The sequence below is a fragment of the Nonomuraea maritima genome (genome assembly GCF_900100395.1).
Classification (GTDB): Bacteria; Actinomycetota; Actinomycetes; order Streptosporangiales; family Streptosporangiaceae; genus Nonomuraea; species Nonomuraea maritima.
The window spans coordinates 256,812-275,385 of sequence record NZ_FNFB01000003.1; the positions used below are offsets into that span (position 1 = coordinate 256,812).

At 71.1% G+C, this 18,574-nt stretch carries 16 protein-coding genes; 9 read left to right on the top strand and 7 right to left on the bottom strand.

The annotated features are described in order from the left end of the window. Positions 1-25: 25 nt before the first annotated feature. Positions 26-1,312, bottom strand: coding sequence for an isocitrate lyase (gene aceA, locus BLR04_RS08025; RefSeq protein WP_090761249.1), 1,287 nt, complete (start codon positions 1,310-1,312; stop codon positions 26-28). Positions 1,313-1,561: 249 nt separating this feature from the next. On the opposite strand from aceA, the gene BLR04_RS08030 reads away from it, so the two are divergent. Together BLR04_RS08030 and BLR04_RS08035 are read left to right on the top strand one after the other, a co-directional pair. Further along, positions 1,562-3,034, top strand: coding sequence for a helix-turn-helix transcriptional regulator (locus BLR04_RS08030; RefSeq protein ID WP_393495628.1), 1,473 nt, complete (start codon positions 1,562-1,564; stop codon positions 3,032-3,034). A 31-nt stretch (positions 3,035-3,065) separates the two neighbouring features. After that, entirely contained in the window at positions 3,066-3,992 is a 927-nt protein-coding gene (locus tag BLR04_RS08035; protein WP_090761253.1) for a glucosyl-3-phosphoglycerate synthase, read from the top strand. 10 nt (positions 3,993-4,002) lie between these two features. Here BLR04_RS08035 and fxsT read toward each other — a convergent pair whose 3' ends face one another. Beyond that, positions 4,003-6,573 carry an FxSxx-COOH system tetratricopeptide repeat protein gene (fxsT, locus tag BLR04_RS08040; protein WP_090761255.1) on the bottom strand — a complete coding sequence of 857 codons (2,571 nt, stop codon included), beginning with the start codon at positions 6,571-6,573 and terminating at the stop codon, positions 4,003-4,005. A 150-nt stretch (positions 6,574-6,723) separates the two neighbouring features. Here fxsT and fxsA point away from each other — a divergent pair, with 150 nt between their 5' ends. The 7 genes from fxsA to BLR04_RS08075 all read left to right on the top strand — a co-directional run bounded on the left by fxsA (position 6,724) and on the right by BLR04_RS08075 (position 13,677). Continuing rightward, positions 6,724-6,888: an FxSxx-COOH cyclophane-containing RiPP peptide gene (fxsA, locus tag BLR04_RS08045; protein WP_176902995.1), complete on the top strand. Its 165-nt coding sequence runs from the start codon at positions 6,724-6,726 to the stop codon at positions 6,886-6,888. Positions 6,889-7,146: 258 nt separating this feature from the next. Further along, positions 7,147-7,779, top strand: coding sequence for an SIR2 family NAD-dependent protein deacylase (locus BLR04_RS08050; RefSeq protein WP_176902996.1), 633 nt, complete (start codon positions 7,147-7,149; stop codon positions 7,777-7,779). Beyond that, complete coding sequence (locus BLR04_RS08055) at positions 7,776-9,404, top strand: tetratricopeptide repeat protein (protein ID WP_090761261.1); 1,629 nt, start codon at positions 7,776-7,778, stop codon at positions 9,402-9,404. The genes BLR04_RS08050 and BLR04_RS08055 overlap by 4 nt, the downstream gene beginning before the upstream one ends. A gap of 55 nt (positions 9,405-9,459) precedes the next feature. Then, positions 9,460-10,662, top strand: coding sequence for an FxsB family cyclophane-forming radical SAM/SPASM peptide maturase (locus BLR04_RS08060; RefSeq protein WP_090761263.1), 1,203 nt, complete (start codon positions 9,460-9,462; stop codon positions 10,660-10,662). Next, entirely contained in the window at positions 10,659-11,939 is a 1,281-nt protein-coding gene (locus BLR04_RS08065) for an HEXXH motif domain-containing protein (RefSeq protein ID WP_090761265.1), read from the top strand. The genes BLR04_RS08060 and BLR04_RS08065 overlap by 4 nt, the downstream gene beginning before the upstream one ends. A 101-nt stretch (positions 11,940-12,040) precedes the next feature. Continuing rightward, positions 12,041-13,081 (top strand): PP2C family protein-serine/threonine phosphatase, encoded by a 1,041-nt coding sequence (locus BLR04_RS08070; RefSeq protein ID WP_090761267.1) that lies wholly within the window; start codon positions 12,041-12,043, stop codon positions 13,079-13,081. A 41-nt stretch (positions 13,082-13,122) separates the two neighbouring features. Beyond that, a complete protein-coding gene (locus tag BLR04_RS08075; RefSeq protein WP_090761268.1) occupies positions 13,123-13,677 on the top strand; it encodes a hypothetical protein in 555 nt (184 codons plus the stop codon). A gap of 22 nt (positions 13,678-13,699) precedes the next feature. On the opposite strand, the gene BLR04_RS08080 is transcribed toward BLR04_RS08075, so the two are convergent. The 5 genes from BLR04_RS08080 to BLR04_RS08100 all read right to left on the bottom strand — a co-directional run bounded on the left by BLR04_RS08080 (position 13,700) and on the right by BLR04_RS08100 (position 18,573). Continuing rightward, positions 13,700-14,752 (bottom strand): endo-1,4-beta-xylanase, encoded by a 1,053-nt coding sequence (locus tag BLR04_RS08080; protein WP_218128762.1) that lies wholly within the window; start codon positions 14,750-14,752, stop codon positions 13,700-13,702. Positions 14,753-14,876: 124 nt separating this feature from the next. Further along, the gene (locus BLR04_RS08085; RefSeq protein WP_090761270.1) at positions 14,877-15,458 is read right to left on the bottom strand and encodes a GTP-binding protein; all 582 of its coding nucleotides are present in this window, start codon (positions 15,456-15,458) and stop codon (positions 14,877-14,879) included. Then, positions 15,439-15,789, bottom strand: a complete 351-nt coding sequence (locus BLR04_RS08090) for a DUF742 domain-containing protein (protein ID WP_245740105.1) — start codon at positions 15,787-15,789, stop codon at positions 15,439-15,441. Before BLR04_RS08090 ends, BLR04_RS08085 begins: the two co-directional genes overlap by 20 nt. Continuing rightward, positions 15,786-16,211, bottom strand: a complete 426-nt coding sequence (locus BLR04_RS08095; RefSeq protein WP_090761274.1) for a roadblock/LC7 domain-containing protein — start codon at positions 16,209-16,211, stop codon at positions 15,786-15,788. Before BLR04_RS08095 ends, BLR04_RS08090 begins: the two co-directional genes overlap by 4 nt. Beyond that, positions 16,192-18,573, bottom strand: coding sequence for a sensor histidine kinase (locus BLR04_RS08100; RefSeq protein ID WP_090761276.1), 2,382 nt, complete (start codon positions 18,571-18,573; stop codon positions 16,192-16,194). The genes BLR04_RS08095 and BLR04_RS08100 overlap by 20 nt, the downstream gene beginning before the upstream one ends. Position 18,574: the final 1 nt, after the last annotated feature.

Below are 18,574 nucleotides of genomic sequence, written 5' to 3' on the forward strand. Positions count from 1 at the left end.
GCTCAGCCCGCGTACGGGGCGGCCGTCAGTGGTGGAACTGCTCCTCCTCGGTCGAGCCGTTGAGCGCGGTCGTCGAGGAGTCGGGCGCGACCGCGGTGCTGACCAGGTCGAAGTAGCCGGTGCCGACCTCGCGCTGGTGCCGCGTGGCGGTGTAGCCGCGCCGCTCGGCCGCGAACTCGGCCTCCTGCAGCTCCACGTACGCCGACATGCCGTCGGAGGCGTACCCCTTGGCGAGGTCGAACATGGAGTAGTTGAGGGAGTGGAACCCGGCGAGCGTGATGAACTGGAACTTGTACCCCATGTGCCCCAGCTCGCGCTGGAACTTGGCGATGGTCGAGTCGTCGAGGTGCTTCTTCCAGTTGAACGACGGCGAGCAGTTGTAGGCCAGCATCTGGTCCGGGTACTCCGCCTTGATCGCCTCGGCGAAGGTGCGTGCGACGTCGAGATCGGGCGTGCCCGTCTCCATCCAGAGCAGGTCGGAGTACGGCGCGTACGCCAGGCCGCGCGCCACGCAGGCCTCTAGGCCGTTCCTGACCCGGTGGAAGCCCTCGGCGGTGCGCTCGCCGGTGAGGAACCGCTGGTCGCGCGGGTCCACGTCACTGGTCAGCAGTGTCGCGGCCTGGGCGTCGGTCCGCGCGACGATCAGTGAGGGCACGCCGCACACGTCGGCGGCCAGACGGGCGGCGTTCAGCGTCTTGATGTGCTGGCCGGTCGGGATCAGCACCTTGCCGCCCAGGTGGCCGCACTTCTTCTCGGAGGCGAGCTGGTCCTCCCAGTGCACGCCCGCGGCACCGGCCGCGATCATGCCCTTCATGAGCTCGAACGCGTTGAGCACGCCGCCGAAGCCGGCCTCGGCGTCGGCCACGATCGGTGCGAGCCAGTACGGCGCGTCCTCGGACTCTTCGGCCCAGGTGATCTGGTCGGCGCGCAGCAGCGCGTTGTTGATCCGGCGGACGACGGCCGGGACGGAGTTGGCGGGGTAGAGGCTCTGGTCCGGGTACGTCTGCCCGCCCAGGTTCGCGTCGGCGGCCACCTGCCAGCCCGACAGGTAGATCGCTTTGAGCCCGGCCTTCACCTGCTGCACCGCCTGGTTGCCGGTGAGGGCGCCGAGCGAGGAGACGAAGTCCTCGGTGTGCAGGAGTTTCCACAACCGTTCCGCGCCGAGCCGGGCGAGCGTGTGCTCCTCCTGGACGCTCCCGCGCAGTCTGATGACGTCCTCGGCGGTGTAGGTGCGCTCGATGCCCTCCCAGCGAGGGTCGTTGTCCCATGCGTCCCGCAGCTGGTCCGCGGCTCCCTTGAGGCGATCACTCACTGTTCACTCCTTTTGCCGTCCCCTGGGGGCTTACGCCGAGTTTCTGCCCTGGGAGGAGGGGTCAACAGCCCGTGGCGATGAGAAGATTCTCGAAAATTTCGTTGAGGTATATTACCCACGGGTATTCGGGAGCGAAGAAATAGCAAGTTTTACCGTTGGACTAGACCAATGCCTTGTGCGGTAGGTTGTGGTGCGCCAGCGTGATCAATCCTCTGGAAAATGGGCCGAATTTCTGTCTAAGATGCCCGCATGTCCTCCTTGCTGGGCGAAGAACCACTGTCTTTGACGCAGGAGCTTGATCTCATCGCGTTCGGCCAACGCCTGCGCCACCTGCGGAAACAGCGTGGTCTCACGCTGTCCGACCTGGGTTCCCGCGTGGGGCGCGCGCCCAGCCAACTTTCCCTGCTCGAGAACGGCAAGCGCGAGCCGAAGCTGTCCTTGCTCAAGGCACTGGCGAGCGCCCTCGGCGTGCCGGTCGAGGAACTGCTGCGCCGCCAGCCGCCCAACCGCCGCGCCCAGCTGGAGATCGCACTGGAGGAGGCGCAGCGCGACCCCCTCTACGCCGGTCTCGGCCTGCCCAAGCTCAAGGTCTCCGCCCGCGTGCCCAACGACGTCCTGGAACACGTCCTCGGCCTGTACGGCGAGCTGCGCGCCCGCCAGGCCCGCGGCACGGCCACGCCCGAGGAGGCCAGGGTCGCCAACGCCGAGCTGCGCCGCCGCCAGCGCGAGGTGGGCAACTACTTCCCCGACATCGAGAAGGCCGCAGCAGAGGCCCTCGACGCGGTCGGCTACCGTACGGGCGCCCTGTCGCAGAGCATGATCCAGCGCCTGGTCACGCACTTCGGCTACACGGTGCACACCGCCCAGGACCTGCCGCGCTCGGTGCGTTCCATCACCGACATGCGCAACCGCCGCATCTACGTCAAGCACGAGCAGCTCGGCATGCACACGCCGCGCACGATCCTGCTGCAGACGCTCGGCCACCTCGCCCTCGGCCACGACCGGCCGCGCGACTTCGCCGACTTCCTGCGCCAGCGCACCGAGGCCAACTACTTCGCCGCCGCCGTGCTCGTCCCGGAGACCGCCGCGGCCCTCTACCTGCAGGAGGCCAAGGCCGCGCGGTCCCTGTCGGTCGAGGACCTGCGCGACGTGTTCGCGGTCTCGTACGAGATGGCGGCCCACCGCTTCACCAACCTCGCCACCCACCACCTCGGCCTCGTCTGCCACTTCGTGCGCAACGACGCCAGCGGCACCATCTACAAGGCGTACGAGAACGACGGCATCGTCTTCCCGGCCGACGAGCAGGGCGCCATCGAGGGGCAGCGGATGTGCCTGCAGTGGTCGGGGAGGCAGGTGTTCGCCTCGCCCGACCGGTTCTCCGTCTACTACCAGTACTCCGACTCGCCCACGGGCACGTACTTCTGCGTCGCCCACGTCGATCCCTCGCGCGAGCGCGACTTCGCGATCACCCTCGGGGTGCCGTACAAGGAGTCGCGGTGGTTCCGGGGGCGGGAGACCACGCATCGCACGAAGTCCTTCTGTCCCACCGGTGACTGCTGTCGCAGGCCGCCCGCGGAGCTGGCAGAACGCTGGGAGGGGTTCGCCTGGCCGTCGGCGCGGGCCAATTCCCACGTGCTGGCCGCGCTTCCGCCGGGGTCGTTCCCGGGCGTGGACGAGGCCGATGTCTATACCTTCCTGGAGCGCCACGCAAGCACCACATAAGCTATATGTGGTGATACGGGGGGAGGCTCCCATGCTTCCTGAAGTGCACGGATGGCTGCTTCGCCGTACTTCGTCCGCCGGAGACTGGAATCCCCGGGAACTGGCGGCCGCCAAGGGAGGCACCACGATCAGCGTGGTGCTGCCGGCCCGCGACGAACGGGAGACCGTGGGGGAGATCGTCGGGGTGATCCGGCGTGACCTGGGCGACCTCGTGGACGAGGTCGTCGTCATCGACTCGCGCTCCCGCGACGACACCGCGAAGGTGGCGGCGCGGGCGGGGGCCACGGTGTACGCCCAGGACGAGATCCTGCCGCAACTGAAGCCGCTCGACGGCAAGGGCGAGGCACTGTGGAAGTCGCTGGCCGTCACGACCGGTGACGTGGTGGCCTTCGTGGACGCCGATATCCGGAAATTTCGCTCATGTCTGGTTTTCGGGCTTCTTGGGCCCATGCTGACCGACCCCGCCGTCGCGTACGTCAAAGGGTGCTATGACCGGCCGCTCGACGGCGCGCCCAACGCCGGCGGCCGGGTCACCGAGCTCGTCGCCCGCCCGCTGCTGAACCTGCACTGGCCCCAGCTGGCCGGTTTCGTCCAGCCGCTCGCCGGGGAGTACGCGGGCCGCCGCACGGCCCTGGAACGCGTCCCCTTCGTCACGGGTTACGGAGTCGAGCTGGGGCTCCTGGTGGACCTGCTCGAACTGGCCGGCCTGGACGCACTCGCCCAGGTGGACCTGGGCTCCCGTGAGCACGCGCCGCAGTGCATCGAGGCGCTCGGCTGCATGGCCTGCCACATCATGCTGGCCGCGTGGGCACGCCTGAAGCGCCAGGGCAAGATCCAGGCGTTCGACGAGCCCATCCCGTGTCTCGACCAGTTCTGCCGCAGCGAGTACGGCCACGACGTCCGCACCAAGGACGTCGGCATCGGCGAACGCCCACCCATGATGACGATCGCCGCCTGAGCGGCGAGGCTCACAGCACCGGCGGGTCGAAGTCGAAGTCGAGCCGGCCGCCACTGACGGCGACCAGGGTGTCGGGATGGTCGGGCCCGAGCACCCGCTCGAAGGCGGCGAGCGTCTCCTCGCGCAGCGCCGCGGCGCCGTCGTCGCCCAGCGTGGCCAGGTCGGCGACCAGGTTGGCCGCGCACGCCAGCGTGAGCGGATGGTCGAACCCCAGCAGGTCGCGCAGCCGGCGCAGCGTCGTCTCGCCCAGGTCGCGGGCGGCGCCGACGTCGCCGAGGACGGCCATGTCGCTGGCCAGGTTGATGGCGCAGGTCAGCGTGAAGTGGTGGTCACGGGTCAGCGTGCGGTCGAACCCCTCGAGCGCGCGCTCGTCGAGCCTCTTGGCCTCGTCGGCCTGGTCGTTGACCCGCAGCAGGAGCGCCAGGTTCATGTCGCACCCGAAGCGGAACGGATGCTCTTCGCCGAACATCTGCGGGTAGAGCTTGACCACCTCGACCAGCAGTGTCAGCGACTCTTCCAAAGAGCCGGTGGCGCGCATCGCGTTGGCCAGGCACAACGCCGCCGCGAGGCTGTCGGGGTGGGCCAGGCCGACCGTGCTCTGCTGCAACTCGAAGGTGCGGCGGGCGAGTTCGAGCGCCTCTTCCGCCTGCCCGGCACGGCGCAGCGCGATGGACAGGTCCTTGGCCGCGCGCAGCGTCCACGGGTGGCCGGGGATCTCCTGCAGACCGTAGGCGTAGGCGTCCTGGCCGATGTCGCAGGCCTCGCGGTAGCGGCCGCTGAGGCGCACGACCCGGGCGAGGCCGTTGAGCGAGGCCAGGATGTTCTGCTTGCTCGACCCGGCCTGCTCCTGCGTGGTGTACGTCTCCTCCTGCAGCCGCTCGGCCTCGGCGTAGTCGCCGACCAGCAGGAGGTCGAGCGCGAGGTTGTTCTTGGCGCGCAGGGTGCGCGGGTGGTCGGGGCCGAAGCGTTCCTCGTGCCGGCGCAGGGAGTCGCGGTCGTGGCTCAGCGCCTCGCTGAAGCGGCCGAGGAAGCGCAGGTCGGCGCCGTGGCTGTTGACGAGCAGCAGGGTCTCGTCGTGGTCGTCGCCCAGGGCGGCGCGCATGCGGTCCATCAGCCGCCGGTTGAGCTCGTACGACGTCCTGATCTCGCCCTGCTCGCGGATGATGATGCCGAGGTGGCGCTGGGCGCCCAGGAGGAACTGGTCGTCGTCGTCGCCGTCGGCCGACCAGCGCTCGATGAAGAGCTCGACCATCTCGCGGGCGGACTTGAAGTCGCCGGAGGTGTACAGGTAGCGGACCGTCTTGAGGGCGAATGCGCGCACGCGCGGGTCGTCGCTCTCGGCCACGTGCGACGGCAGCACGTGCCCGACCAGCCAGCTGTACTGCGACCAGGACGCGTTGTCGTCAGGCTCCTGGTTGTGGGTGGCCGCCGCCAGCAGCAGGTGGACCTCGCGCCGCCACCCGGGCCATTCGTCGCGGGAGATCTCGTCGCGCAGCAGGGCCTGGACGAGCCGGTGCACCTGGATGGTGTGGCGCGGCCGGTCGGGGCTCTGGCTGTGGTCGTCGGGCGAGTCGATGCGGGCCAGCGCGTAGCGTCCGAGCTCGCCGATGGCGCGGCTGATCTGGATGGTGTTGCCCAGCATCCTGGCGAACCTGGACGACTCGGCGAACCGGGCGGGCAGCTGACGGAAGACGTTGCGCGGAATCGGCTCGGGCCCGAAGAACGCGCAGGCGCGCAGCAGGTCGACCGCCTCGGGCATGCGCTCCTTCAGCTGCGCCACGGAGATCGACCAGGCCGCGGTCATCGAGTGCGGATAGTCGGAGGGCTTGCTCGCCGACAGCAGCTCGGTGACCCGCTCGTCGAGCAGCCGGAGGTATTCGTCGGCCTCCATGCCGGTCTCGACCTGGAGGGCGCCCGCCTGCTCCAGCGCCAGTGGCAGGTGGCCGAGCGCGTCGGCGAGCTGCCCGGCCTGCTCCCTGTTGATGCGGCGGCGGATCCGCTTCATGAGGAACTCGATGCTCTCGTCGCGTTCGAAGACGTCGACGGAGATGGTGTCGACCACGCCCTGCCAGCTGTGGTTGCGCGAGGTGATGAGCACGTGGCCCGGGCCGTGCGGGATGACGTCGCTGATGCTCTCGGGCGCGTCGGCGTTGTCGAAGATGAGCAGCCATCGGGAGTACGGCTCGCCGCGGCGCAGGGCGTCGAGCACGGCGGAGGTCACCGCCTCGACGCCGAGCGAGGGGGAGACGGACAGCTGCAGCCGGGAGGCGAGGCCGGCCAGCGACGACTTGAGCAGCACCGGCTGGTCGGCGGGGACCCACCAGACCAGGTCGTACTCGCCCTTGTAGCGGTGGGCGTACTCGATCACCAGCTGGGTCTTGCCCACGCCGCCGAGCCCGTGCAGCGTGCGTGGCACGTTGCCCTGGTCGCGATCGGGCAGGACGGCGGTGACGTCGGCCCGCAGCGCCTCGTGCAGCTTCTCCAGCAGCTCGGTGCGGCCGGTGAAGTTGATGTTGCGCTGCGGGATCTTCCCCCAGACCGCGGGCTCGCGGCTGAAATCGTGTGCTGACGAAACCGACACGCCACCGCCCCAGTCCAGCCGATTGTCGAAACAATCTTAGCTTGTACGGGGCACTGAGAAAATGGGAGAATCCGGTCTCGCCCTATGCCGAACCGGGGAGCTGCCGTGCGAAAATGGCGGAAGCGCTATGGTGAGGAGCCGAAAAAGCACATGGACAGCGAAGCCGCGGAAAGCTACGGGAACGGCCTGATCGACCTGAGCCGTCTCACACTGGGCGAGGTCGCCGCGATCGAGAGCCCGGCTCTCAAGGTCGCGTTGCGCCGCCTGCTGGCGGCCGACTCAGGTCCGGTGGCCGGCTTTCAGTCTGCGCTCTGAGCCCGTATGAGGTGACGCGTGGAAGACGGGGACTGGACTCGCCTCATCAGGCAACTGCAAAGCGGAGAATGCACCCCGTTGCTCGGGGCGGGGGCGTGTGCCCACCGTCTTCCCACGGGCGGCATGTTGAGCCGCCATTTCGCCGAAGAATACAATTACCCGTTCACCGATACTGACAATCTGCCTCGCGTGGCACAATTTGCGGCAACAACGCATTTAGGTGACCCTATCGAGGTCAAACGCGACATATGCCGACATTTGGAGCACTATCTCGCGGAGGCGCCTCCTCCGGCGGACGTCCTCGACCCGCACGTCGAGCTCGCGCGCTTCCCCATCAAGACGTTCCTCACGACCAACTACGACAACCTCATGGCCGAAGCCCTGCGCGGCGTCGCCAGAGACCCCCAGGTCGCCGCCTCCCGCCTGGTCCTCGGCAGGTCCTACGGGTCCGAGGTCGTCGACCCCACCCCCGGACGCCCGCTCGTCTACCACCTCCACGGCAACTGGGACAACCCCGACGAGATCGTGCTCACCGACGACGACTTCATCGACTACCAGCACGGCATGGTGAGCGCGGCGGCGTCGGGTGAGCCGATGCCGCTGCCCGAGCAGGTGGTCGACGCGATCACCGGCTCGCCGCTGCTGATGATCGGCTACAGCCTCCAGGACTGGGCGTTCCGCGTGCTCTACAGCAGCCTGCTGAGCAAGCTCCGGCGCACCCGCAGGAGCATCAGCGTCCAGCTCGTCACCACGTTGAACGGCAACGCCGACGCCGAGGAACGCGCGACGAAGTACCTCAAGCAGTACCTGGACGGCTGGAACATCTCGATCTTCATCGGCTCCGGCGAACGGTTCTTTCACGAACTGCGCACCAGGATGGGAGCGTCATGACAGACAGCGGACCCTACGTCGGCCTGCGTCCCTTCGGCCGTGACGAGCACCCGCTGTTCCACGGCCGCACCAAGGAGGCCCGCCAGGTCGCCACCCTCTGGCAGGCCGCCGGCCTGACCGTCCTGTACGGCGCCTCCGGCGTCGGCAAGACCTCGCTGCTGAGCGCCGGCGTGCTGCCCCGCCTCGACCACGAGCGGGTCGACCAGCTGCCCGTGGCCCGCATCACGCCCCGCACCCCGGGGCCGGGCAACCCCTACGTCACCGCGCTGCTGTCGTGCTGGGCGCCGGACGAGGACCCGGCCCGGCTGGCCGAGCTCACGATCTCCCGGTTCCTCAGCGAGGTCCACCCCACCCGGCACGACGAGTACGGCGACCCCGTTCCCGTCCTCGTCGCGATCGACCAGGCGGAGGAGATGTTCCACGGCCGCGTCTCGCTGGGCGCCGAGCAGGGCGAGATGCTGCGCCAGCTCGCCGAGGCGCTCAACGACCACGACCGGCTGCACCTGCTGCTCTCGCTGCGCGAGGAGTTCCTGTACCAGGTCATCCCGTACGAGCGCGCCTTCGGCCGGGGCTCGCGCACGCGCTTCCACCTGCTGCCGTTCACCGCGGAGGCGGCACTGGAGGCGGTCACGGCCCCCGTGGCCCGCACCGGGCGAAGCTACGCGCCCGGCGCGGCCGAGCTGCTGGTCGAGGGCGTGCACCGGGCCGGGCTGCTCGACGAGGACGGGCTGCTGTCCCAGGTCACCTACGGCCTCGTCGACCCGTTCGAGCTGCAGATCAACTGCGCGGCCCTCTGGGAGTCGCTGCCCGCCTCCGTCACCGTGATCGAGCCCGAGCACACGCGGACGTACGGCAACATCGACCGCTTCCTCACCGGCTACTGCGACCGGGCCCTCGCCGCGGTCTCGCGGCAGTGCGGCGTCCCCGAGAGCGACATCCGCCTGTGGCTGCGGCGGACGTTCATCACCGAGCACGCCACCAGGAACAGCGTCTACGAAGGGCTCGCGCAGACCCAGGGCATGCCCAACGCCGTCGCCGCCGCCCTGGTCGAGCACAACCTGCTCCGCACCGAGCTGCGGCTCAACCTGCGCTGGTACGAGCTGCGTCACGACCGTCTCATCCAGACCGTCGCCCGCCTCGAGGACGCCGACGCCTATCTCGCCCGCGCCCGCGCCGCCCTGGAGGAGTCCAACTGGGAGCAGGCACGCCGCTACGCCACCGAAGCGGTCCGCGCCTCCGCGGTCGGAGACCCGTGGGTACGCGGTGAGACCGAGGAGATCTTCGGCCTCATCGCGGCCGCGAACGCCGAACCGGAGGCGGCCGAGCGGCACTTCGCCGAGGCCGCCGCCTGCTACGCCCAGGAACAGCGCTTCGACGGGGTCTCACGCGTGCTCACCGCGCAGGCCAAGCTGGCGCTCGAGCGCGAGGACTGGGCCTCGGCCATGAGACACGCCGACGCGGCGCTGTCGCGGGCGCCGGGCGACCCGGAGGCGCAGCTGGTGCTCGTCCAGGCGTTGATGCGCCTGAAGGTCCGGGCCGCGTCGGCCGTGCTCGCGAGCATGCTGTCCAAGCTTCCGCCACACCTGATTCCCCGGGCCCGGCAATTGCTGAGCGATTCCTCCTGACGCGACTATGCTGGCGAGCATCTGCTGAGTGCCTCGCGGAGGGGCCTTGAACCCAGTGCCTGAGTGGCCGGCGACGCTCGACGTCGCAGCGTTGCTGACCGGGGGTTGGCGGCCGACGCCCTTCCGCCAGTTCATCCTCAAGATCCACAGTCGCTGCGACCTGGCGTGCGCCTACTGCTACGTCTACGAGCACGCCGACCAGAGCTGGCGCGACCAGCCCCGGCGGATGACACCCGACACCGTCAAGCTGGCCGCCTCCCGCATCGCCGAGCACGTCGAGACCCACGGGCTCGCGTCCGTCGAGATCGTCCTGCACGGCGGTGAACCGCTGCTGGCCGGCCCTGAGTGGACGGGCGACCTCGTCCGGACGCTCCGCGCCGAGATCCCGGCCCGGGTCGAGGTGGTGACGCAGACCAACGGCACCCTGCTGGACGACCGCTTCCTCGACCTGTTCGCCGAGCTCGACGTGGGTGTCGGCGTGAGCCTCGACGGCACGGCCGAGGCGCACGACCGCTGGCGGCGCACCCCGGACGGCCGCGGCAGCCACGCCCGCGTCGCCGCCGCCCTGGAGCGGCTGGCCTCGCCGCGGTACCGCATGGTGTTCCGCGGCCTGCTCTGCGCCGCCGACCCGGCCACCGACCCGATCGAGACCTACCGGGCCCTGCTGGCGTTCGCCCCGCCCACGATCGACTTCCTGCTGCCGCACGCCACCTGGGCGGCCCCGCCGGTCAGGACCACGGCGACGCCGTACGCCGACTGGCTCATCGCGATCTTCGACGAGTGGTACCGCACGCGCCCGGCCGGCGTGCGGCTGTTCGACGAGATCCTGCTGCTGCTCCTCGGCGGCGCCTCCACCACCGAGCAGGTGGGTCTCTCCCCGGCCGCGATGGTCGTGGTGGAGACCGACGGGCAGCTGGAGCTGAGCGACATCCTCAAGGTGGCGTACCAGGGAGCCCCCTCCACCGGGCTGCACCTCCAGCACGACTCCTTCGACGACGCGCTGCGCCTGCCCGGGGTGGCCGCGCGCCAGATCGGGGCACTGGCGCTCGCCGGGCAGTGCGCCGCCTGCCCGGTGCGGAAGGTGTGCGGGGGCGGCCACTACGCCCACCGCTACAGACCGGGCAGCGGTTTCCGCAACCCGTCCGTCTACTGCCCCGACCTCCTGCGCCTGATCACCCACATCGGCGACGTCGTCCGAGCCGACGTGGGCGCGGCCGCAGCGGATCTCGCCCTGACCGACCACAAGGAAGCCCGATGAACCTGACGGAACACCGCGTACCGGTGGACATGTTCACCGACCTCGCCACGGGCGGCGGCGGGCCCGAGACGATCGAGTGGCTGGCCCGCGGCCAGTACAGCAAGCACCTGCTGCTGGTCAGAGGCGTGCTCGACGCCGCCAAACAGGGCGGTCACCCGGCGGAGGCCGCGGTGCGCCGGGCCTACGACCTGCTCGACGCCGTCCAGCGCGAACACCCCGAGGCGGTCGACGCGGTGCTGCGCCACCCCTCGGTCGGCGCCTGGGCCCGCCACACGATCCGCACGCTCGACGTACCCGAGCAGCTCGCCGCGCTGGCCGCCGCCGCCGCGATCCGGGCCGGCATCACCTGCGAGGTCGACGTGCCCGTCATCGACGGGTTCCTCACGCTGCCGTCGCTGGGACAGGTGACCGTCACCGGCAGCGCGGCGACCGTCCACTGCTCCGCCGAGGGCGCCGAGGTCAGCGCGGGCGGGCAGATCGTCCGGCTCGACGAGAACGTACCGGGCTGGTACGGCCTGCGCCCGCTGTCGGCCGAGGCCGCGGGTGTCCGGCTCGACGTGGTCGTCGACGACGTCGACCCCTACCGGGCCCCCGGGCTGAGCAACGCGCGCGGCCGGCTGACCGAGCACGAGTCGCGGCACTGGCAGCACCTGCTCGACGACGGCTGGCACCTGCTGGCCGGCCACCACCGCGTGGCCGCGCAGGAAGTGGCGAGCGCCATCAGGGTGTTCACCCCGCTGTCCGCGCCGGCGCAGGGGCTGTCCAGCGCCACCTCCCGCGAGACGTTCGGCTGCATCGCGCTGTCGACGCCGCCCGACGGCCACGCGCTGGCCGTCACCCTCGTCCACGAGACCGCCCACGCGAAGCTCTCGGCCGTGCTCGACATCGTCGCCCTGACCGAGCCCGACGACGGGTCCCTGCACTACGCGCCCTGGCGTCCCGACCCCCGTCCCATCGGCGGGCTGCTCCAGGGCGCCTACGCCTACCTCGCCGTCACCGACTTCTGGCGCCGCCAGCGCCACCAGGAGGAGGGCGAGGAGGCGGTCCGCGCGGGCGCCGAGTTCGCCCGATGGCGCGACGGGGCCCGCCAGGTGGGGCGGACCATCCTCGACAGCGGGCGGCTCACCGCGCCCGGCGAGCACTTCGTCGAGCTCATGGTCGCCCGCCTCGACGCGTGGGCCGACGAACGCGTGGACGCCGCATCCCTGGAGCTGGCCAAGGACGCCGCCGACCGGCACCGTTCGCTCTGGCGCGAACGCAACGCGCCGGGCCGGTGAGCGCCTCCAGGGCGTTGGTTGAGGTGAGTGCTTGAGGGCGGCGTCGCCTCTAGGGGATGCTGGTACGTGGGACGACAGTTGTTGCACGGCTCGGGGGTCGGATGAAGTCGCTGCGGATCCTGCGCTGGTTACCGTTCGTCGTCATGTTCGCGGTCGCGATGGTCGACCTGCTGGCGGGACGGTCCCTGGTGTTCCTGCCGCTGCTCACGCTCGGTCCCGCCTTCGCCTCGCTGTCCGGCGGGGTGCGGCGTACCGCCATGGTGGGCGCGGTCGCGCTGGCCATCTGCGTGCCGATGGCGATGCGCAACGACGTGCTGTTCACCTGGGAGAACAACCTCACGATGGTCAGCATCGCGGGGGTGACGGCGGCCAGCATGCTGGCCAGCCGGCTGCGCCTGCAGCGCGAACGCGAGCTCGCGAGCGTCCGCCGGGTGGCCGAGGCCGCCCAACGGGTGCTGCTGCGCCCGGTGCCGCGGCGCGCCGGTGACGTGCGGGTCGGCCTGTCCTACACCTCCGCCTCGGCCGAGTCCCAGATCGGCGGCGACCTGTACGAGATCGTCACGACACCCCACGGTGTGCGGCTGCTCATCGGCGACGTCCAGGGCAAGGGCCTCGCGGCGGTGGAGACAGCGGCGTGGGTGCTCGGCGCCTTCCGCGAGGCCGCGTACGACGAGGCCGACCTCGGCCACATCGGGGAACGGCTCGAGGCAAGCCTGGCCCGGCACCTGAACGGCGAGCAGTTCGTCACCGCGATCGTGGGCGAGATCCACGACGACGCGCTGTCGCTGGTGAACTTCGGCCATCCGCCGCCCCTCCTCATCCGCGCCGACGGCGAGACGCACTGCATCGAGCCGCCCGAGCCCGCGCTGCCGCTGGGGCTCGGCGCGTTCGACGTGGGGGTGGCCAAGGGGCACAGGAGCGCGTTCACGGGCGGTGACCGCGTGCTGTTCTTCACCGACGGGGTCATCGAGGCGCGCGACCCGTCGGGAACGTTCTACCCGTTGGCCGAGCGCGCCAGGCTCGTGCTGGGGGCGGAACCGCAGGCCGCGCTCGACGCGCTGCGCGCCGACCTCGTCGCGCACACGGGCGGCCCGCTCCTCGACGACGCCGCGATGCTGCTCCTGCACCGCCGCGCCCGCTGACCCGTGTCGCGCAGCGGTGCGGTGACGGCATGCTTGGTGGCATGGTTTTCGGGGTGCGGGAGTTCCAGCTGGCGTTGATGCACCGCATGCGCGACCTCAACCCCGAACGCGTGGCCGAGGCTCTCGACGCCATGGGAGCCACCCGCGCCGAGCTGCGCGCCTCCCACGCCCGGTGGACGCGGACGCTGCACGCCCCGCGCGGGCCGAAGGGGGTCGCACTGGTGCGCCGGGCGCTCGGGCCCGCGCCGTACCGGGGGGTCAGGCCGGCCGGGAGCCTGCGGTGCGAGGTGCTGCGCTGGCCGCTGCCGGCCTTCCCTGGTCTTGAGTTCGAGGTGCTGCTCGGGCCGGGCGGTGAGATGTGGAACCAGTGGTTCGTCCGGCCGGGCGCCCCCGCGGCCCTGACGTTCGACGACCTCGTCCCGTGGACGTGCGTCGTGGCCGACGTGGGCGAGAGCTTCCCCGGCGCCGTCCAGATGGAGGGCCCGGCACCGCAGCACTGGACGGTCGACCTCGACCACGGTGGGTCGAGGCACCGCGCCCGGTTCGTCTACGGCCTGCTGCAGCGTCTCGACCCTGGGCCGCCCGGCCCCGCCTGACACGGGACCGGGCGGAGGCGGGTCAGCGCCGGCGGGGCACCGCCAGCAGGGCGTCGTACGCGGGCTTGCGCGCGAGGTTCTCGTCGAGGATGCACGCGGCCCCCTCGCCCTCGAACCAGCCGGGCACCCACGAGTGCCGGTCGGTGTAGCCCCAGACGGTCAGCTCCTTGCACGCCTTGACGCTGACGCAGTCGGCCAGGGCCCTGCGGTAGTAGTCGGCCTGGGTGGCGAGCTTGTCGGGGGTCACGGGCAGCACCATGCGGACGTCGAGCTCGGTGACGGCGATCTCCAGGCCCAGGTCGGCGAAGCGGCGCATGACGTTCGCCCAGTCGCCGGGGTAGTCGTACTGGATGCCGAGGTGGCCCTGGAAGCCGACGCCGTGGATGGGCACCCGCTGCGCCTTCAGGTCCTTGACGATCGACAGCGTCGTCTCGATCTTCGGCTGGTTCCACTCGAGGTTGTAGTCGTTGATGTAGAGCTTGGCGTGCGGGTCGGCGCGGTGCGCCCAGCGGAAGGCGTCGGCGATGTAGCCGGGGCCGAGGTGGGTGAGCCAGATGCTCTGCCGCAGCGAGCCGTCCTCCTCCACGACCTCGTTGACGACGTCCCAGGCCCTGATCTTGCCCTTGTAGCGCTTGACCTGGGTGGTGATGTGCTCGCGCAGGATCTCGCGCAGCTCGGCGGCGTCGATGGAGCCGTCGGCGACGCCGGAGGTCAGCCAGGCGGGCAGCTGGTTGTGCCACAGGAGGGTGTGGCCGCGGACCTGCTGGTGGTTGCGGCGCGCGTTCTCGACCAGGGCGTCGGCGTCGGCCCAGGTGTACACGCCGCGCTCCGGCTCGACCGACTCCCACTTCATCGCGTTCTCGGCGGTGACGTGGGTGAACTCGCGGTTGAGTACCGTGCGGTAGTCCTTCTCGGCGTGCAGGGACGCGATGTCGACGGCGGATCCGATCGCGATGCGGTGGAGTTTGGCGACGTCGCGCAGGTCGCGGGGCTGGTGCGGGTCCGGGTGCGGGTGCGGGTGCGCGAACATGGGGGCGGCGAGGGTGAGGGCGAGGGCGATGAGCAGGGGCTTCACCGGTTGACCTCCGCAGTCGGGCTGGTTTTCCGAAAATTTCGGATTTGCCACGATAATTTCACCGATAGGCCGGAACGTAAGCGCTCCCGGCGCCCCCGTCAAGCGCCGGAATGCCGTCCCTGCCTCAGAAACCCTCGACCGCGTACGTGACCAGCGTGGTCAGCACCTCCTTGACCGACGAGCGCTCCCGCACGTCGCACAGCACGATCGGGATCGACGGGTTCAGCCCCAGTGCCCGCCGCACCTTGACCGGGTCGTGGCGGCGGGCGCCCTCGAAGCAGTTCACGCCCACCACGAACGGGATCCCGCGCTGCTCGAAGTAGTCCACGGCCGGGAAGCAGTCCTGCAGCCGGCGGGTGTCGGCGAGCACCACCGCGCCGAGCGCGCCGAGCGCCAGCTCGTCCCACATGAACCAGAACCGGTCCTGACCCGGCGTGCCGAACAGGTAGAGCCAGAGCCCCTCGCGGATCGTGATGCGGCCGAAGTCCAGCGCCACCGTGGTTGTGATCTTGGTCTCGACCCCGGAGGTGTCGTCCACGCCGATGCCGCGGTCGCTCAGCAGCTCCTCGGTGTGCAGCGGGCGGATCTCGCTGATCGTGCCGACCATGGTCGTCTTGCCGACGCCGAAGCCGCCCGCGACGAGGATCTTGATGGCCAGGGCCGGCGCGACCGCCGTGGTCCCCGGCTCAGAGGCTGCGTAGGCCATCCAGCACTTCCTTGTAGATGCGTACGTCGATCGTCTGCGCGACCGGGCGCGGGCGTTCGATGGTGACCAGGCCCTCGCGCCGCAGGTCGCCCAGGATCACCCGCGTGACGTTGACCGGCAGCGCGAGGTGCGCCGCGACATCGGCCACCGGCGTGGGCCTGCGGCACAGCGCCAGCACGGTGTGGTGCTCAGGGAGCAGGTCGTGGGGCGGGCGCCCGCCGAGCACCGTCGTGACGATGGCCACCAGGTCGAACATCTCGCCCTGCGGGCGCGCCCGGCCCCTGGTCAGCCCGAACAGCCGGATGAGTGGCCCCGGGTCCTCGTCCGTCACGGGCGCGTGCCGTTCCAGACGGGTGCCGGTGCCGCCCCCCTCGGCTGGGCGGTCAGGTGCTCGCCGACCCGCTTGACCATGAGGGCCATCTCGTACGTGACCAGGCCAAGCTCGGCGTCCGCCGAGGCGAGCACGGCCAGCCGGGCGCCCTGCCCGGCCGCGGTGACGAACAGGAACCCGCCCTCCAGCTCGATGATGGTCTGCCGGATGCCGCCCAGGCCGAAGTGCCGGCCGGCGCCCGCCGCGAGGCTGTGGGTGCCGGCGGAGATGGCCGACAGGTGTTCGGCGTCCTCGCGGGTCAGGTGGCGGGAACTGCCCATGGACAGCCCGTCGGAGGACAGCACGATGGCGTGCCGGATGCCGGGGACCTGCTGGGTGAGGTCGTCGAGCAGCCAGCTCAGTTCAGTTCTGGGATCGGGCATCGGGGTGGCCGTCCTTTCCGTTCCTGGTGTCGTGGTCATGACCCGCCTGGCCGCGGCCCCGCTGCCAGCCGCGTTGCATGGACGACATGAGCCGCGCGAGTTCCTCCGGCGAGCGCTCCTGGACCGACCGCCGGTCGGTGAGGGTGCTGTCGCGCAGCTGCGGGGCGAGGCTGGCCTGCGGCACGCGCATCGGCAGCCCGTCGAGGTCCTCGTCCGCCTCGTCGCCGGGCACCGTGACGCTCCACCCGGTCGGCGGACGCGGCCGCTCCGGCGGCGGGCCCGCGGGAGGGGCCGGGGGACGCAGCGGCGGTCCTGGCTCGAACCAGGTGGCGCGCGGCTGCTCGCCGACGACCGCCACTCCGTTCGCCATCCCGCTCGCCGGTTCGCGCCTCGGGGACGACGTGACCGCGGCGGCTTCGATGGCCCGCGTCGCGCGGCCCGCCGTCCCCCATGCGCCTCCCGAGCCGGCGAGCGGTCCGCCGGGGGAGAGCAGCGCGGTCGGCAGCAGCACGATCGCGGTCGTCCCGTCGTACGGGGAGCGGCGCAGCACCACCTTGATGCCGTGCCGGGCGGCCAGCCTGGCCACCACGAACAGGCCGAGCCGGTCGCTGTCGGCCAGGTCGAACTCGGGAGGGTCGGCCAGGCGGGCGTTGAGCTCGGCGATGGTGGCCTCGCTGAGCCCGAGGCCGCGGTCCTCCACCTCGATCGCGTAGCCGTTCGCCGCCGTCATGCCGCGCACGAACACGGTCGTGTCCGGAGGGGAGAAGACTGCGGCGTTCTCCACGAGTTCGGCGACCAGGTGGATCACGTCGGTGACCGCCGGGCCGGACAGCAGCGCGGGATGCTGCATCGGCACGACGTTCACCCGCGTGTAGTCCTCGACCTCCAGCACCGCCGCCCGTACCACGTCGAACAGCGGCACCGGCTCGTGCCAGCGGCGGGCGGGCGTCGCGCCCGACAGGATGATCAGGTTCTCGGCGTGCCGCCGCATGCGGGTGGTGAGGTGGTCGAGCTTGAACAGGTCCTCGAGGACGTCCGGCTCCTCCGCCCGGCGCTCCATGATGTCGAGCAGCGCGAGCTGGCGGTGCAGCAGCGCCTGGTTGCGCCGGGCCAGGTTGAGGAAGACCTGGCCGACGCCCTTGCGCAGGGCCGCCTGGCCCACCGCCGCCTCGACCGCGGTGCGGCGTACCGCGGAGAACGCCTCCACCATGCGGTCGACCTCGGCCGTGTCGGCGGGTTCCAGGACGGGGGCCTCGGTGGCCGGGTCGACGTCGTCGCCGCGCCGCAGCCGCTCGACCAGCCGGGGCAGCCGCTGCTCGGCCAGCTCGACCGCCGACGCCTGCAGCCGCTTGAGCTCGTTCACCAGCGAACGGCCGAACCGGTACGACAGGCCCAGCGACAGCAGCACCGCGGCCAGCCCCGACAGCACGACCAGCCCGATCCGCCAGTACGCGCTCTCCTTCGAGGCCTCGCTCTCGGCGGCGGCGCGGACCAGCTCGGTCTGGGTGCCGCGGTTGATCGCGTTCAGCACGGCCTCGGCGTCGGTCCGCCAGGCGGCGGCGGTGACCGGCGGCGCGCCGCCGGTGTCCCACGAGAACAGGACGTCCTCGACGGCCACCAGCCGCTGGTACGCGGCGCTCTGCACGAGCTTGTCGTACTCCGCGCGCAGGGCGGGGCCGGCGTCGCGCTCGGCGTCGGCGAACACGAGCCGGCGGGCGGTCATCGCGGCGACGAACGCGGCCCGGTCGGTCGAGGTCATCCGGCGCTGCACGATCGAGCTGGTGAGCACCGCGTGCTCGCGGCCCAGATACTCGGCGGCCGTGCTGTAGGCGGCCATGCCGCGTACCGCCTGGAAGGAGGAGACGCTGCTCAGCGCGTCGCGGTCGTTGAACTGCTGATTGGCGACGGCGATGAGGTTGTTGTACGCCTCGATGATCGTCAGCGGCGGTGCGAGCACGCCTCCGTCCGCGGCCGCGCGCAGCGCCTGGAGCCCGTCGAGGGCCTGGATCATCGCGCGTACCTGCTCGGGCTGCTGGCCGCTGTCGGGGTTGGCGGCGACCGTCCCGATCACCTCGCGCAGCCGCGCCACCCGGCTGTCGGTGACCTTCCGCTGCTCGGCCAGCGGCGCGTGCGTCGCCGTTCCGCGCGGAGCCTCCGCCGACAGCTGGCGCTCCCCCTGCAGCTCGACGATGAGCCGCAGCACGGGCGATCCGATGGCCTCCCAGCGGTCCTGCGTCTGCGAGATCGTCCTGATCTCATCGACGCTGGCGTACGCGATGAACCCCCATAACGCCACCATGGAGACGAGCGGGAGCAGGAGGATCCTGAGCAGCTTGGTGCGGAGCGGCGGGGGCGAACTCATG

What these genes read in the sequence shown, in the direction of transcription:
- BLR04_RS08070 (WP_090761267.1), top strand. Translation starts at nt 12,041, where the DNA reads ATGAAGTCGCTGCGGATCCTGCGCTGGTTACCGTTCGTCGTCATGTTC.
- BLR04_RS08095 (WP_090761274.1), bottom strand. Translation starts at nt 16,211, where the DNA reads ATGCCCGATCCCAGAACTGAACTGAGCTGGCTGCTCGACGACCTCACC.
- BLR04_RS08065 (WP_090761265.1), top strand. Translation starts at nt 10,659, where the DNA reads ATGAACCTGACGGAACACCGCGTACCGGTGGACATGTTCACCGACCTC.
- BLR04_RS08035 (WP_090761253.1), top strand. Translation starts at nt 3,066, where the DNA reads ATGCTTCCTGAAGTGCACGGATGGCTGCTTCGCCGTACTTCGTCCGCC.
- BLR04_RS08085 (WP_090761270.1), bottom strand. Translation starts at nt 15,458, where the DNA reads ATGGCCTACGCAGCCTCTGAGCCGGGGACCACGGCGGTCGCGCCGGCC.
- BLR04_RS08030 (WP_393495628.1), top strand. Translation starts at nt 1,562, where the DNA reads ATGTCCTCCTTGCTGGGCGAAGAACCACTGTCTTTGACGCAGGAGCTT.
- BLR04_RS08100 (WP_090761276.1), bottom strand. Translation starts at nt 18,573, where the DNA reads ATGAGTTCGCCCCCGCCGCTCCGCACCAAGCTGCTCAGGATCCTCCTG.
- BLR04_RS08075 (WP_090761268.1), top strand. Translation starts at nt 13,123, where the DNA reads ATGGTTTTCGGGGTGCGGGAGTTCCAGCTGGCGTTGATGCACCGCATG.
- BLR04_RS08055 (WP_090761261.1), top strand. Translation starts at nt 7,776, where the DNA reads ATGACAGACAGCGGACCCTACGTCGGCCTGCGTCCCTTCGGCCGTGAC.
- fxsA (WP_176902995.1), top strand. Translation starts at nt 6,724, where the DNA reads ATGGACAGCGAAGCCGCGGAAAGCTACGGGAACGGCCTGATCGACCTG.